Raw genomic sequence first — 14,927 nt, 5'->3', positions numbered from 1 at the left:
TTCAGGCGCAGAGAAAAGCAAAAGGGTCGGCATTTGCCGGCCCTTTTTTTATCGCGAGAACCGCTTACAGCCCCCCGGCGTCGCGCTTGGTGTTCGGCGCCGGCGTGGACGGCGGCGTACGGCCGTTGTTGGTCAGCCGCGACAGCGTCTCGGTGCGCACCTGGAACGGCGGGTACGGCAGCGTGATGCCGTGCTCGCGGTAGCCCGCCAGGATCAACTGGTGGATCTCGTGGCGCAGCGGCATGCGGTGGCCCATCTCGGCGGCGTAAATACGCATCTCGAAGATCTGAATGCCCTGTTGCAAATCGACCAGGTAGACTTCCGGCACCGGATTGTCCAGCACCAGCGAACAGCGCTCGGCAGCGTTCATCAGGATCTTGGTCACCTCTTCGCTATTGGCCTCGCCCGGGGCCGGCACGGTCAGCACCACGCGGGTGATGGCGTCCGAGAGCGACCAGTTGACGAACTGCTCGGTGATGAACGCCTTGTTCGGCACGATGATCTCTTTGCGGTCCCAATCGGCGATGGTGGTCGCGCGGGTATTGATCTTGGTTATCGTGCCGGTCAGGTTGCGGATCGTTACGGTATCGCCGATGCGGATCGGCTTCTCGAACAGGATGATCAGGCCGGAGATGAAGTTGGAGAAAATCTCCTGCATGCCAAAGCCGAGACCCACGCTGAGCGCGGTGACCACCCACTGCAGTTTCGACCATTCGATGCCGATCCAGGAAAAGCTGAGAATGGCGCCGAACAGCAACAGCAGGTATTTGGTGATGGTGGTGATGGCGTAACCGGTGCCCGGCGACAGATCCAGGTGCTGCAGCACCGCCAGTTCCAGCAGCGCCGGCAGGTTGCGCACCAGCTGCATGGTGATGATCAATACCAGAATGGCGATCAGCACTGCGCCGAGGGTGATCGGGTGGGCGGTTTCCACGCCGTTGACCGTCGAGGTCACGTCCCACAGCGAGATATTTTCCAGGAAGCTGAAGGCGGAGTGGATCTCCGACCACAAAACGATCACCGACACCAGCGCGATCAGCGTCAGGATCGAACGCACCAGCCGCAGCGACTGGGCGCTGATGGTATCCAGGTCTATCTCTGAGTAATCCATATCCACCGAACCTTCGGTGCTGTTCGGGGTATGCGAGGTTTCGTCTTCGCCGCGGGCGCGCTGGGCCAGAATGTCCGCGCGGCGCTGTTTGGCGCGGTCGAAGGCGATGCGTCGCCGTTGGATCAGCATCCAGCGGCGGATGATGTGGTAGACGACCAGCAGCAGGAACCAGATCGCCACCGAGGTTTCCAGGCGCGCCAGCAGCGCCTGCGCGGTGGTGAGATAACCGACGCTCGACGCCAGCGCCGCCAGCAGCGGTGCCGACAGCAGCAGCCCCCAGAAGGCGCTGTTGAGCATGTTGTCGCCGGAGCCGTTTTTATCCAGATACAGCGGGATGCCGGCGCGTTTGAGGCTGTGGGTGACCAGCGCCAGCGCCAGACACAGCAGAATGAAGCACAGCCGCCCCAGCGTGTTGGCGAACTCGCGCTCTTTCAGGCTATCGAAGGTGATCAGCGCCATGATCAGCGGCACGATCAGCCAGATCGACATCTTGTAGTAGCGCATGGCGCGCGAAACCTGCTTCGCCGGCCAGCGGAAGTGCACGATGAACAACCCCTGCGGGTGGGCGAAGGCGGCGCAGATCATGCAGATCCACAGGATCGGTAGCGTGGCGGTCACCCCTTTGCCGATCGCTTCCGCCACCGGGTAGTTCCAGGCGCTCTGCAGGCCGTAGCCGAGCGCGGCCCACAGCACCGGCAGCGGCATCGCCACCAGAATCGACCAGAACACGGTGCGCACCGTCAGGAAGAATTCGTCCTGCGTCACCTTGCCGACGCGGCTGCTGGCGCGCTCGAGGAAGGCGTGGTAGTGCTTGCGCGAACTGATGCTGAAAATCACCAGCAGCAGGGCGCCGAAGATCGGGATCAGCGTTTCGCGGCTGGTCACCATCATCATGAAGGCGCCGCCGAGCTGCGACAGCGTGTCCAGCGACAGAACGCGCGTCAGATCGTGCGCCACGTTGAGCGGATAAGAGAAGTTGATCGGATTGACGTCCGGCACCCAGAACAGATAGCGGTGGGTGGCGTCGCGAATTTCGTTCAACGCTTCGATCAACTGGGTGTTGGCCACCTTCAGCTTGGTCAGCTCGAGGATTTGGGTGTCGCAACCGGACAACAACGAGTTCAGCAGCTCGCGCTGGGTGCGCAGCTGGGCATCGACGATGCGCTGCTCCTGGTTGGTCAGCGCGCTGCCGTCGTCGCGTTTGAATTCGCGCTGCGACAGTTTTTCCAGCTGAGTTTCAAACTGCAGGCGCTGCACGCGCAGCTGGGCCATGTCGCCGTCCAGCTGTTGCGGCTTGGGCATTTCCGGTAGTGTCGCCACCTGGGCGCGCAGGGTTTCCCCCAGCGCCGACGACGAACCGAGCCACTGGGCCTGCTCGATGATGGTGCTCAGCGCCTGGCGCACCTGCAGCGTCTGCGCCGCCGCCTGCCGCTGCTGCGATGAAATCAGATCCATGCGCTGCGCCTGGCTGTTCAGCGCGGCAGACAGTTCGCGGTTGATCTGCAGCTGTTGGCTGATGCTTTTTGGCAAATCGCCGTTCTGCTCGGCCAGCTGCTCGGTTTTTTCCAGCGCCTGTTCCGCTTCGCGTTGGCGCTGGGCGTTGAGGTTGTTGCGCAGCGCCTGCAGTTGAACGTCTATTTTCTCGTGGCGCTTTTTATAGACTTCGGCGCGCATGCGCGCCAGCTCCTGCCGGTTGTTGGCCGACAGCTGCGCCAGTTCCAGCTCGTCCACTTTGGCCTTGCGCGCCGCGGCTTCGGTCTGCAGCAGGGCCAGGGCGGCCTGCGCGTACGGCGTGGTCGGGTTGGCGGGCTGCGCCTGCAGGCGGCGCTGCACTTCCGTCAGCGCACGGCGGGCGTCGGTCTGCTGCTGCGGCAGCTGGCCGAGCGAATCGCTGATTTCCCGCGTGCGATCCTGCTCTTGCTGCAGCAGGCGCGCCTGTTCCAGCAGCAGACTGCTGGTTTGCAGGATCTGCTGTTCCAACTCGGCGGCCGGCAGATCGTCGCCGTTCGGCAGGATCTTGTTGCTTTCCAGCACCAGCTGGCGGCGCAGTTCCTGCGTCATCTTCGGGAAATCGTCGATCACCCTCTGATACTGCTCGGAGCGAGTCTGCGACTCTTTACGCTCCGCCAGCCAGTTGAGGGCGCTTTGCAGCGCCTCGGTGGTCTCCGCCTGATTCGGCGCGTTTTTGCTGCTTTCCGCCTGCTTCAGCTCTTGCTTGAGCTGGGTCTCGGTCGGCAGGGGAGCGGCCAGCGCCGGTTGCCACAGCAGGCAACCGAGCAAAAGCGTGATGATCAGGCGCACGACGTCGATTCCTTTAGAGCGGGGTCTGTGGTGTTTCAGCGGCGGCCGGGATTTCGGCGAACGCCTCACCCATGCGGGTGACGGTGCCGTTTTGCAACTGCGGCGCGAGCTGCACGCTGCCTGCGGTAAACAGATTGATCACCGTGGAGCCAAGCTTGAAGCGGCCCATCTCGGCGCCTTTTTCCAGCGCGATGGCGCCCTCTTCACCGGCGGCCGGGTAGGTCCAGCGTTTGATGATGCCTTCGCGCGGCGGCGTGACGGTGCCGGCCCAAACGGTTTCGATGCTGCCGACGATGGTGGCGCCGACCAGAATTTGCACCATCGGCCCGATGTCGGTGTCGAACACGCAGATCACGCGCTCGTTGCGCGCGAACAGGTTAGGCACGTTGGCGGCGGTGAGCGGGTTGACCGAGAACAGATCGCCCGGCACATAGATCATTTCGCGCAGCACGCCGGCGCACGGCATGTGCACGCGGTGGTAATCGCGCGGCGCCAGATAGGTCGTGGCGAACAGGCCGTTGCGGAACGGTTCGGCCAGCAGGTAGTTGCCGGCCAGCAGCGCTTCCAGGCTGTAGTGATGGCCTTTGGCCTGGAAGATTTGATCGTCGCGGATCGGGCCGAGCTGGCTGATGGCGCCATCGGCGGGCAGCGCCAGCCAGTTGGCGTCGGCGATGATTGGGCGTGCGCCATCGCGCAGCGGGCGCACGAAGAAGTCGTTGAAGGTGGCGTAAGACGCCAGGTCCGGATTTTGCGCTTCCTGCATGTCCACGCGGTAGAAGCGGGCGAAGGCCTTGATCACCAGTTGGGTCAGCCAGCCGGCCCGTTTGTCGGCGCCCCAGCCCGCCAGGCGGGTCAGCGCCAGCTTCGGTAGCCAATATTGCAATTTAATCTTGATGCTATCCAGCACGTTAACCTCGTGAATCAGGGTAAAGGGCGCGCATTGTAACGAGGGCCTCGCCGTCGTCAATGCCCGCCCGTCAGTGTCAGTCTGCGGCGTCCGTGAAGTTCTTGCGAACCTTCACCTGCGCCATGCTTTCCAGAATGCGGTGATAGTTGTCGAAACGCTCTTCCGCGATATCGCCTTTCTCCATCGCCGCGCGGATGGCGCAGCCGGGATCGGTATCGTGGCGGCAGTCGCGGAATTTGCAACCGCCTAAATAATCACGGAATTCGACAAATCCGCGGGTGATTTGTTCCGGCTCCAGGTGCCACAGGCCAAACTCGCGCACCCCGGGGGAGTCGATCACGTCGCCGCCGTGCTGGAAATGGTACAGCCGCGCGGCGGTGGTGGTATGTTGCCCGAGGCCTGATACGTCGGAAACCTGATTTACCAGAATTTGCTCTTCGGACGGCGGCAGCAGCGCATTCAGCAGGCTGGATTTGCCGACGCCGGACTGGCCGGCGAAGATGCTGATGCGCCCGGCCAGCGCCTGTTCGAACTCCGGCATGCCTTCTCGCGTCTGGCTGGAGACTTCCAGCACCCGGTAGCCAATCTTGCGATAGATATCCATCATGCCGTCGACCAGCTTGCGCGCTTCGGCGTCCAGCAGGTCGATTTTGTTGAGCACGATCAGCGGCTCGACTTCGAGCGTTTCGCAGGCCACCAGATAGCGGTCGATGATGTTCAGCGACAGCTCGGGCAGGATCGCCGACACGATGACGATCTGATTGATATTGGCGGCGATCGGCTTCACGCCGTCGTAGAAGTCCGGGCGCGTCAGCACCGAGGTGCGTTCGTGCACCGCTTCCACGATGCCTTTCACCCCTTCATGGGCGCCCAGGCCGGGGCGCCACACCACGCGATCGCCGGTCACCAGCGAACGCAGCGTGCGGCGGATATTGCAGCGGTGCTGAGTGCCATCCGGCGCCTCAACGTCGGCGTGCATGCCGAAGCGGCTGATGACGACGCCTTCCTGCGGCTCGCCCAGTTGGGAATCATCCGGTTCCGGTTTGTTATCAGCGCGCTTCAGACGGCGCTGATGGTTCGCCTGCACGCGGCGTTGCTGACCTTTGGACAGTTTGTTCTTACTCACTGCGCCTCACTTGACTCGATTTTATACCTTTACACGTACGGCGGCGGTTGGGGCCTTCCCCGGCCGCAGCTTTGAACCCGTCGGGGTATATGTCGCCCAGGGCGACCAAAAAGACTATGATACACGCTATTTTATATTAAATAACCGTTGTTAGCCGTCGGCTGCGGCGCGTCGCCACCGGCGGCGCCCGCCGTCTCGTCCGCACAGCGTTTTTCTCTCGGCTTTTAGGCAGGAAACATCATGACAGGAAACGAAAATAACCTGATTTGGATCGATTTGGAGATGACCGGGCTGGATCCCGAGCGTGACCGCATCATCGAGATCGCCACGCTGGTCACCGACGCCAACCTGAACATCCTGGCGGAAGGGCCGGTGATCGCCGTGCATCAGTCCGACGAACAGCTGGCGCTGATGGACGAGTGGAACGTGCGCACCCATACCGGCAGCGGGCTGGTGGAGCGGGTGAAAGCCAGCCGCCAGGACGATCGCGCCGCCGAGCTGGAAACGATAGCCTTCCTGCAGCAGTGGGTGCCGGCCGGCAAATCGCCGATCTGCGGCAACAGCGTGGGCCAGGATCGCCGTTTCCTGTTCCGCTATATGCCGGAGCTGGAGGCCTACTTCCATTACCGCTACCTGGACGTCAGCACGCTGAAGGAGCTGGCGCGCCGCTGGAAGCCGGAAATTCTCGCCGGCTTTAAAAAGCAGGGCACCCATCAGGCGCTGGACGACATTCGTGAATCGGTGGCCGAACTGGCGTATTACCGCGAACATTTCATCCAGCTCTAAGGTGCGAGGGCCTCTGCGGGGAAAAAATGCCGGTTTTAGCCGCTTAATTCGCCAATCTGGCGCTTTAATCGGCAATCAAACAAAAATCGCGTTTTTTTGCTTTTAGGGGCTTGCGGCAAAAAGGATTTCTCGTATAATGCGCACCCCGTACCGATGAAGAATTTCGTAACGTTCCACCATCGATACGCCGGGCGGGAATAGCTCAGTTGGTAGAGCACGACCTTGCCAAGGTCGGGGTCGCGAGTTCGAGTCTCGTTTCCCGCTCCAAATTCAACAATGTCGCGATGCGGCATGATGAATAAATAAAGCAGTATCAAGCAGTACCTATGCGACGCGGGAATAGCTCAGTTGGTAGAGCGCAACCTTGCCAAGGTTGAGGTCGCGAGTTCGAGCCTCGTTTCCCGCTCCAAAAATTCAAAGGTCACGCCAGTGTTTGGTGGCCGGATGCCAAAAGCATCTCAATGCGGGAATAGCTCAGTTGGTAGAGCACGACCTTGCCAAGGTCGGGGTCGCGAGTTCGAGTCTCGTTTCCCGCTCCAATTTTCTCTTCGTTTCAAACTCAAATCCAACGCCTTATCCGGCGCGGGTTTTTGTCCCGTTTTACACGCCTGGTAAAAATGTTGTGAACAGAGTTATCCACAGCCTCTGCACATAAACTCGCCTGCCTGAAAAATCAACGTCATACAAATTAAATATTTATCTATTTGATTTGTAAGTTTATTTATTTATCCCAAAACGTTATGCCGATCACTTGCTCTTTTTGTTGCAGTTGAAAGACAACGTGTTTTTATTTTTATGCACAAATCCACAGAGTGAGTCTTCCGGCGCTACGTCCGAATGGCGCACGCCGTCAGGCATCCCTTGGCAAACCTTTTTCCACAGCCCGTATCAGCCGTTTTTTCTGCGCCGTTTGCACCTCGATGCCCTGCGCTTCGCGGCGGGCGAGCTGTTGCGCCAGCGCCCAGTGGATATGTTCGTCCAGCATGGCGTTCTGGCCCAAACGGGTGCGCAGTGCGAGCACGATGCCGTCCTCGTAGGGCGCATTGCCCAGCGCCACGGCGATATTGCGCAGCCAGCGCAGATGGCCGATGCGGCGTATCGCCGAGCCTTCGGTGATGCGCAGGAATTTTTCCTCCGTCCAGTTGAACAGATCGATCAGCTGCGGCGCATGCAGCGCGGCGCGCGGGCTGAAATCGTCTTCGTCGGTAAGCTGCGAAAAGCGGTTCCACGGGCAGATCAGCTGGCAGTCGTCGCAGCCGTAGATGCGGTTGCCGAGCAGCGGGCGGAACTCCTCCGGGATCGCGCCTTCCAGCTCGATGGTCAGGTAGGAGATGCAGCGCCGGGCGTCTACGGTATAGGGGGCGACGATGGCGCCGGTCGGGCAGGTGGTGATGCAGGCGACGCAGCGGCCGCACTGCTCTTCCTGCGGCTGGTCTACCGGCAGCGGCAGATCGATCAGCAATTCGCCGAGGAAAAACCACGACCCGGCTTCACGGTTGAGAATTAGTGAGTGTTTACCAACCCAGCCGATGCCCGCCTTGGCGGCCAGCGCGCGTTCCATCACCGGCGCAGAATCGACAAAGGGGCGGAAATTCAACTCGCCGCAGTAGGCCTGGATCTGATCGCCCAACTTTTTCAGGCGCTGGCGCAACAGCTTGTGATAGTCGCGCCCCAGCGCATAGCGGCTGACGTAGCCCAGCTGCGGATTTTGCAAGGTGCTGGCAAACGCCGCCTTGGCCGGCAGGTAGTTCATGCGTACGCTGATCACTCGCAGCGTGCCCGGCAACAGTTCGTGAGGGCGTGCGCGCAGCATGCCGTGGCGCGCCATCCATTCCATTTCGCCGTGGTACTGTTTGTCGAGCCAGGCCTGCAGCTTCGGCTCTTCAAGGCTCAAATCGGTATCGCAGATGCTAACCTGCTGGAATCCTAGCGATTGCCCCCATTGCTTGATATGTTGGGCGAGTTGATGGAGATCGAGGGGGTGCGTCATGACGGGCCACAGTGAAAAAGCATACGCTGACAGTTTACCACACTCTGTCTGGCCTGCGGATTGGATCCGTCGCTCGGAACCCGCAGCGGCGGCCTCGCTCGGTATTTCTCTTTACGATTTGATGCAGCGCGCCGGTCAGGCGGCCTACGCGCTGGCGCGCAACGCGTACCCCTCCCGCGACCACTGGCTGGTGCTGTGCGGCCACGGCAACAACGGCGGCGACGGCTATGTGGTGGCGCGCCTGGCGAAGGCGGCGGGCGTGCAGGTGACGCTGATCGCCTGCGACGGCGCACGGCCTTTGCCACCGGAAGCCGCAGCGGCCCGCGAGGCCTGGCAAGCCGCAGGCGGCGACATTCTGCCGGCGAGCAGCCGCTGGCCGGCGTCTGTTTCTCTCATCATCGACGGCCTGTTAGGTACCGGCCTGGGCAGCGCGCCGCGTGCGCCCTACGACGCGCTGATCGAGGCCGCCAACCGCCATTCGGCACCGGTGGTGGCTCTTGACATCCCGTCCGGCCTGCTGGCGGAGAGCGGCGCGGCGCCGGGCGCGGTCGTGCGTGCCGCGCACACCGTCACGTTCATCGGCCTCAAGCCGGGGTTGCTGACCGGCCAGGCGCGCGACTGGGTCGGGCAACTTCATCAGAATGCGCTAGGCTTATCGGGTTGGTTGGCGAAGCAACCGGAGCAGATTCAGCGGCTTACCGCCGAGGTGTTGCCGCGTTGGCTGCATCCGCGCCGTCCCTGCGCCCATAAGGGCGAGCATGGCCGCCTGCTGTTGGTGGGCGGCGATCGCGGGTTCGGCGGCGCCATTCGCATGGCGGCAGAGGCGGCGCTGCGCAGTGGGGCTGGGTTGGTGCGAGTGCTTACTCACATAGAGCATGTCGCGCCGCTGTTGGCGGCTCGGCCGGAGCTGATGGCGCAGGCGCTGGACGAGGCGACGCTGCGGCAGGCGATGCAATGGGCGGATGTGCTGGTGATTGGCCCGGGTCTGGGCCAGGCTGAGTGGGGCAAAAACGCCTTGAACGTGCTGCAAACCAGCGATAAACCGGCCTTGTGGGACGCCGATGCGCTGAACTTGCTGGCATTAAATCCCGAGAAACGGCAGAATCGCGTGATGACTCCGCATCCTGGAGAGGCTGCTCGGCTGTTGAGCTGCAGCACCGCCGACATCGAGAGTGATCGCTTACTTGCCGTGCGCAAGCTGACGGCGCGCTACGGTGGCGTGGCGGTGCTGAAAGGCGCCGGTACGCTGATCGCCGATGAGCAGGGGCAGATGGCGATCGCCGATGTCGGCAACGCCGGCATGGCCTCCGGCGGCATGGGCGATGTGCTGTCGGGCATCATCGGCGGTTTGCTGGCGCAAAAGCTCTCGCTGTATGATGCCGCCTGTGCGGGCTGCGTCGTACACGGCGCGGCCGGCGATCGCGTAGCGGAAAGACAAGGAACAAGAGGCATGTTGGCGACCGATTTACTGCCGGACATCCTTCATTTCGTTAACCCTGAGTGGGCAAAATAGACTTTATCGAATGAAAGAACTCGTTTTACCTCTGCCGGACGAGGCAGCGACTGTCGCTTTGGGCACCACTTTGGCCCAGGCCTGCGATCGCGCCAGCGTCATCTATCTCTACGGCGACCTGGGCGCCGGTAAAACCACCTTCAGCCGTGGTTTCCTGCAGGCGTTAGGGCATCAGGGCAACGTCAAAAGCCCGACCTACACGCTGGTGGAACCCTATGCCTTGCAGCCGCTGGCGGTGTATCACTTCGATCTGTATCGCCTGGCCGATCCGGAAGAGCTTGAATTCATGGGCATTCGCGATTACTTCGCGCAAGACGCCATCTGCCTGGTCGAATGGCCGCAGCAGGGCACCGGCGTGCTGCCGGAGCCGGATCTGGCGCTGCATCTTAGCTATCAGGGCGAGGGGCGAGAGGCGAAGATCGAGGCGATTTCCGCATACGGCAGCCAGCTGTTAGACCGCATTCATGGATCACAGGGATGATGCTGCAATGACGCACGTGTTGAAAAAATTTGCGGTCATCATGCTGATCGCCGTGCTGGGGCCGCTCGGCGCGCTGAACGCGCTGGCGGCGTCCTCGCTGTCCGATATCAAAGTGTCCAACGCCCAACGCGAAGCGACGGTGTCGGTGAGCTTCAATGGCCCGCCGGACTATGCGTTTTTCCCGCTGCACGGCCCGGAACGCGTGGTGCTGGACGTTAACCAGAAGGGCAAGGTCGGCGGTCTTCCGCTCAATTTCAGCGGGCAAAACCTGGTGAAAAGCATTCGTTCCAGCGCGCCGAAAGACGCGCAGAGCGTGCGCCTGGTGTTTGATCTGACCCAGCGCGCCAAAACCCGCGTCGCCACCCGCCAGAACGGCGGCGTGCATACCGTGGTGTTCACCATTACGGCCGAAGGCGGCGCCAATACCGTGGTGCGTAAAGCGCCGGTGCAAACGCCTGCGCCGGTTGCGGTCAATCCACCGCCGCGTCAGGCGCCGGTCACGGTCAGCCAGCCACCGCGCCAGGCGCCGGTCGCGGTGCGTGAAGCGCCGGAGCCGCCGCTGCGCAAAGCGCCGACAGGATCGAATCCCTTCACCAATAAACAGACCGTGGTCGCAGGCACCGCCACAGAGGTCACGCCGCGCAGCAGCCGCGTTTCCGCCGGTTCCGGCGATCGGGTGGTGGTAGCGATCGACGCCGGCCACGGCGGCCAGGATCCGGGCGCCATTGGCCCGAGCGGGCTGAAAGAAAAGAATGTCACCATCGCCATCGCGCGCCGCCTGCAGGCGATGCTGGACGCCGATCCGCAGTTCAAACCGGTGCTGACCCGTACCGGCGACTATTTCATCTCGGTGATGGGGCGCTCCGATGTGGCGCGTAAACAGGGCGCCAACGTGCTGGTCTCCATCCACGCCGACGCCGCGCCAAACCGCAGCGCCAGCGGGGCCTCCGTCTGGGTGCTGTCCAATCGCCGCGCCAACAGCGAAATGGCCGGCTGGCTCGAACAGCATGAGAAACAGTCCGAGCTGCTCGGCGGCGCCGGCGATCTGCTGGCCAACAGCCAGGCTGACCCTTACCTGAGCCAGGCAGTGCTGGATCTGCAGTTCGGCCACTCGCAGCGCGTGGGATACGACGTGGCGGTGAAGGTGCTGCAGCAACTGCAGAGCGTCGGATCGTTGCATAAACGCCGGCCGGAACACGCCAGCCTGGGCGTGCTGCGTTCGCCGGATATTCCCTCGCTGCTGGTGGAAACCGGATTTATCAGCAATAGCACGGAGGAGCGGCTGCTGGGCAGTAGCGCGTATCAGGAGAAGATTGCCAGGGCCATTCATAACGGCCTGCGCAGCTACTTCCTGGCGCATCCGCTGCAAGCCGACCCAAAGGTGGAAAACCGACCGCTGGACGTCGCAGCAGCGGTTAACACCTCAACACCAGACGTGCGCCAGCCTGAGCCTATCGTCAGCTCGGCCGGCGCGAGCCGCAGCGTAAGCGGCAAGACCCGGATCCACGTGGTGAAGCGGGCGGAAACGCTGTCCGGCATCGCCGACAGCTACGGCACCACCATGGCGGCGCTGCGTGATCTGAACAAACTGAAAAAAGACGGCGTGTGGGTAGGGCAACGTCTGAAGGTGCCGGCGGGGAAAGCCGCCGCCGTCACCACCACCGTCGCCAAGGCGAAAACGCCGGCGAAGAAAACGTCTAAACATAAAGTGGCCCGCGGGGATACGCTCTCCTCCATCGCTTCTCGCTACGGGGTCAGCGTCGGCGATCTGAAACGGGTCAATAATCTGAAGTCGGACGTCGCGCCGCTGGATCGGACGCTGACCATTCCGCAGGCCTAGCGCCATCGCTACAGGAGCCAGCATGCCTATCCAGGTGTTACCGCCGCAGCTTGCCAACCAGATTGCCGCCGGAGAGGTGGTTGAACGCCCCGCGTCGGTCGTCAAGGAGCTGGTGGAAAACAGCCTGGACGCCGGCGCAACGCGCATCGATATCGATATTGAACGCGGCGGTGCCAAGCTGATCCGCATTCGCGACAACGGCTGCGGCATCGGCAAGGACGATCTGGCGTTGGCGCTGGCGCGGCACGCCACCAGTAAAATCAGCACGCTCGACGATCTGGAGGCTATCGTCAGCCTCGGTTTCCGCGGCGAAGCGCTGGCCAGTATCAGCTCGGTTTCCCGTTTGACCCTGACGTCGCGCACCGCCGAGCAAAGCGAGGCGTGGCAAGCCTATGCCGAAGGGCGCGAGCAGGCGGTGACCGTCAAACCCGCCGCGCACCCGGTCGGGAGCACGCTGGAAGTGCTGGATCTGTTTTACAATACGCCGGCGCGCCGCAAGTTCATGCGCACCGAAAAAACCGAATTCGGCCATATCGATGAAGTGGTGCGGCGCATTGCGCTGGCGCGTTTCGATGTGGCGATCAACCTCAGCCACAACGGCAAACTGATCCGCCAATACCGGGCGGCGAAAGAAGAGAGCCAGCACGAACGCCGTTTGGGCAGCATCTGCGGCCCGGCGTTCTTGCAGCATGCGCTGAACATCGACTGGCAGCACGGCGATTTGAGCATCCGCGGTTGGGTGGCGGATCCGGCCGGGGCGCGCCAGCTGGGTGAAATGCAGTATTGCTACGTCAACTGCCGCATGATGCGTGATCGCTTGATCAATCACGCTATTCGTCAGGCCTATCAGGATCAGCTGAAGGACGATCAGCAGCCTGCTTACGTGCTGTATCTGGAGGTCGATCCGCACCAGGTGGACGTCAACGTTCATCCCGCCAAGCACGAGGTGCGTTTCCATCAGGCGCGGCTGGTGCACGATTTTATCTACCAGGCGGTAACCACCGTGCTGCAGCAGGCCGGTCAGACGCCGCCGCTGCCGCTGGCGGAAACGCCTGACGAAGCGCCCGCGCCGATCTGGCAGCCGGAGAACCGCATCGCCGCCGGCGGCAACCATTTTTCTCAGCCTGCGCCGCGCCGTGAAACGCCGCCACCGGCCGGCACCGCCCGCGAGCGGGCGCCGCAGCCGGGTTGGCAAACGACCGGCGGTTACCAGAAACGCGAAGGCGAGCTGTACGGTAAACTGATGCAGCCCGCCGCCGAGCCGCAGGCCGATGCCGCGCCGGAAGTCTCGAGCAAGCCGCCGCTGTTCCCGCCGGCGAAAGCCGCAGCGGAAACGCCGTTGGCGGGCGGCCAACACAGTTTTGGCCGGGTGTTGATGATCCATCCGCCGTGCTACGCGCTGATTGAGCAGCGCCAGCAGCCGGCGTTGCTCAATCTGGCGGTAGCCGAACGCTGGCTGCGCCAGGCGCAGCTCAACCCGCCGGCGGAAGGGCTGCGGCCGCAGCCGCTGCTGATCCCGATTAAGCTGACGTTGGAGAAGCGCGAAGCGGCGGCCATTGCGCGGCATCAGGCGCTGCTCGTGGCGATGGGGCTGGATCTGCAGACGGATCACGGCCGTGTGACGCTGCGCGCAGTGCCTTTACCATTACGCCAACAAAATTTACAAAAACTGATACCCGAACTGTTAGGCTATCTGGCCGAACATCAGGAGATGTCGCCCGCGGTGCTGGCCACCTGGCTCGCTCGCCGTCTTGGCAGCGAACATGAACAGTGGAACACCTCGCAAGCGATACAATTGTTGACCGACGTTGAACGACTTTGCCCGCAGCTGGTCAAATCGCCACCGAGCGGACTTTTACAACCCGTTGATTTACAGGCCGCACTGGCGGCCCTCAAGCATGACTGACACTGAAATGACACCACGTCCCCCGGCTATTTTCATCATGGGGCCGACCGCCTCGGGCAAGACCGCGCTGGCGATCGCGCTGCGCGAACGCCTGCCGGTGGAACTGATCAGCGTCGATTCCGCGCTGATTTACCGCGGCATGGATATCGGCACCGCCAAGCCGAGCGCCGAAGAATTGGCGCAGGCGCCGCATCGGCTGATCGATATCCGCGATCCCGCCGAAGCCTACTCGGCCGCGGAGTTTCGCGCCGACGCGCTGAAGGAGATGGCCGACATCACCGCCGCCGGGCGCATTCCGCTGCTGGTCGGCGGCACCATGTTGTATTTCAAGGCGTTGCTGGAAGGATTGTCGCCGCTGCCGTCCGCCGATCCCGCGGTGCGCGAGCGCATCGAACGGCAAGCGGCGGAGCAGGGCTGGGAGGCGTTGCATCGGCAGTTGCAGGCGATCGATCCGGTCGCGGCATTGAGAATTCATCCGAATGATCCGCAGAGACTGTCCAGAGCACTGGAAGTTTTTTTTATTTCGGGTAAAACTTTAACGGAACTGACTAAAATTTCGGGTGAATCGTTGCCGTATCAAGTTCACCAATTTGCGATAGCGCCGACCAGCCGTGAGTTGATCCATCAACGCATCGAGCTGCGGTACCATCAAATGTTGGCGGCGGGTTTTGAGACGGAAGCGCGTGCACTTTTCGCACGGGGTGATTTGCATACGGACTTGCCCTCCATTCGCTGTGTCGGTTACCGCCAGATGTGGTCATACTTGTCTGGTGAAATTAGTTACGATGAGATGGTTTATCGTGGTATTTGCGCAACACGTCAGTTGGCTAAACGCCAGATGACCTGGTTACGGGGTTGGGAGTCGGTCCATTGGTTGGACAGTGAAAAGCCGGGAGAGGCTTTGGACTCGGTGACACAGGTTGTTAGTGCATAGGTTGGGTGATTGTGTACAATTGCTGAGTATTC

General features: G+C 62.1%; 10 protein-coding genes and 3 tRNA genes. 9 read left to right on the top strand and 4 right to left on the bottom strand.

Features of this window, described 5'->3' with window-relative positions; genetic code table 11:
• Positions 1-64: 64 nt before the first annotated feature.
• From mscM to rsgA, 3 genes are all read right to left on the bottom strand, one after another.
• Positions 65-3,412 carry a miniconductance mechanosensitive channel MscM gene (mscM, locus tag ABTW55_RS11375; RefSeq protein ID WP_033648710.1) on the bottom strand — a complete coding sequence of 1,116 codons (3,348 nt, stop codon included), beginning with the start codon at positions 3,410-3,412 and terminating at the stop codon, positions 65-67.
• Between the two features lie 13 nt (positions 3,413-3,425).
• Positions 3,426-4,319 (bottom strand): archaetidylserine decarboxylase, encoded by an 894-nt coding sequence (gene asd / locus ABTW55_RS11370; RefSeq protein ID WP_033636775.1) that lies wholly within the window; start codon positions 4,317-4,319, stop codon positions 3,426-3,428.
• Between the two features lie 76 nt (positions 4,320-4,395).
• A complete protein-coding gene (gene rsgA, locus ABTW55_RS11365; protein WP_033654887.1) occupies positions 4,396-5,445 on the bottom strand; it encodes a small ribosomal subunit biogenesis GTPase RsgA in 1,050 nt (349 codons plus the stop codon).
• 240 nt (positions 5,446-5,685) lie between these two features.
• Here rsgA and orn point away from each other — a divergent pair, with 240 nt between their 5' ends.
• The 4 genes from orn (at position 5,686) to ABTW55_RS11345 (ending at position 6,770) form a co-directional block, all read left to right on the top strand.
• Positions 5,686-6,231 carry an oligoribonuclease gene (gene orn, locus ABTW55_RS11360; protein ID WP_033636776.1) on the top strand — a complete coding sequence of 182 codons (546 nt, stop codon included), beginning with the start codon at positions 5,686-5,688 and terminating at the stop codon, positions 6,229-6,231.
• Positions 6,232-6,422: 191 nt separating this feature from the next.
• Positions 6,423-6,498 (top strand) — tRNA-Gly (locus ABTW55_RS11355).
• Positions 6,499-6,564: 66 nt separating this feature from the next.
• Positions 6,565-6,640, top strand: a tRNA-Gly gene (locus tag ABTW55_RS11350).
• Between the two features lie 54 nt (positions 6,641-6,694).
• Positions 6,695-6,770, top strand: a tRNA-Gly gene (locus ABTW55_RS11345).
• Positions 6,771-7,081: 311 nt separating this feature from the next.
• Here the strand turns inward: ABTW55_RS11345 and queG are convergent.
• Positions 7,082-8,221: a tRNA epoxyqueuosine(34) reductase QueG gene (queG, locus tag ABTW55_RS11340; RefSeq protein ID WP_060422755.1), complete on the bottom strand. Its 1,140-nt coding sequence runs from the start codon at positions 8,219-8,221 to the stop codon at positions 7,082-7,084.
• On the opposite strand from queG, the gene nnr reads away from it, so the two are divergent.
• Genes nnr through miaA form a run of 5 tightly spaced genes read left to right on the top strand, consistent with a single transcriptional unit; the run spans position 8,220 to position 14,895 of the window.
• Positions 8,220-9,734 carry a bifunctional ADP-dependent NAD(P)H-hydrate dehydratase/NAD(P)H-hydrate epimerase gene (gene nnr, locus ABTW55_RS11335; RefSeq protein ID WP_060419651.1) on the top strand — a complete coding sequence of 505 codons (1,515 nt, stop codon included), beginning with the start codon at positions 8,220-8,222 and terminating at the stop codon, positions 9,732-9,734. The two genes, queG and nnr, sit on opposite strands and share 2 nt — an antisense overlap.
• A gap of 10 nt (positions 9,735-9,744) precedes the next feature.
• Positions 9,745-10,215 carry a tRNA (adenosine(37)-N6)-threonylcarbamoyltransferase complex ATPase subunit type 1 TsaE gene (tsaE, locus tag ABTW55_RS11330; RefSeq protein ID WP_033648706.1) on the top strand — a complete coding sequence of 157 codons (471 nt, stop codon included), beginning with the start codon at positions 9,745-9,747 and terminating at the stop codon, positions 10,213-10,215.
• Positions 10,216-10,222: 7 nt separating this feature from the next.
• On the top strand, positions 10,223-12,055 hold the full coding sequence (gene amiB / locus ABTW55_RS11325) for an N-acetylmuramoyl-L-alanine amidase AmiB (protein WP_033648705.1): 1,833 nt from the start codon (positions 10,223-10,225) through the stop codon (positions 12,053-12,055).
• Between the two features lie 22 nt (positions 12,056-12,077).
• Positions 12,078-13,961 (top strand): DNA mismatch repair endonuclease MutL, encoded by a 1,884-nt coding sequence (gene mutL / locus ABTW55_RS11320; protein ID WP_060422752.1) that lies wholly within the window; start codon positions 12,078-12,080, stop codon positions 13,959-13,961.
• Positions 13,954-14,895: a tRNA (adenosine(37)-N6)-dimethylallyltransferase MiaA gene (miaA, locus tag ABTW55_RS11315; RefSeq protein ID WP_004933679.1), complete on the top strand. Its 942-nt coding sequence runs from the start codon at positions 13,954-13,956 to the stop codon at positions 14,893-14,895. The genes mutL and miaA overlap by 8 nt, the downstream gene beginning before the upstream one ends.
• Positions 14,896-14,927 lie beyond the last annotated feature (32 nt).

It is taken from the genome of Serratia sp. SM04, from assembly GCF_040280225.1.
Classification (GTDB): Bacteria; Pseudomonadota; Gammaproteobacteria; order Enterobacterales; family Enterobacteriaceae; genus Serratia; species Serratia sarumanii.
The sequence above is the reverse complement of the archived record's forward strand: the minus strand, read 5'-3'. Positions and strand labels throughout refer to the sequence as shown.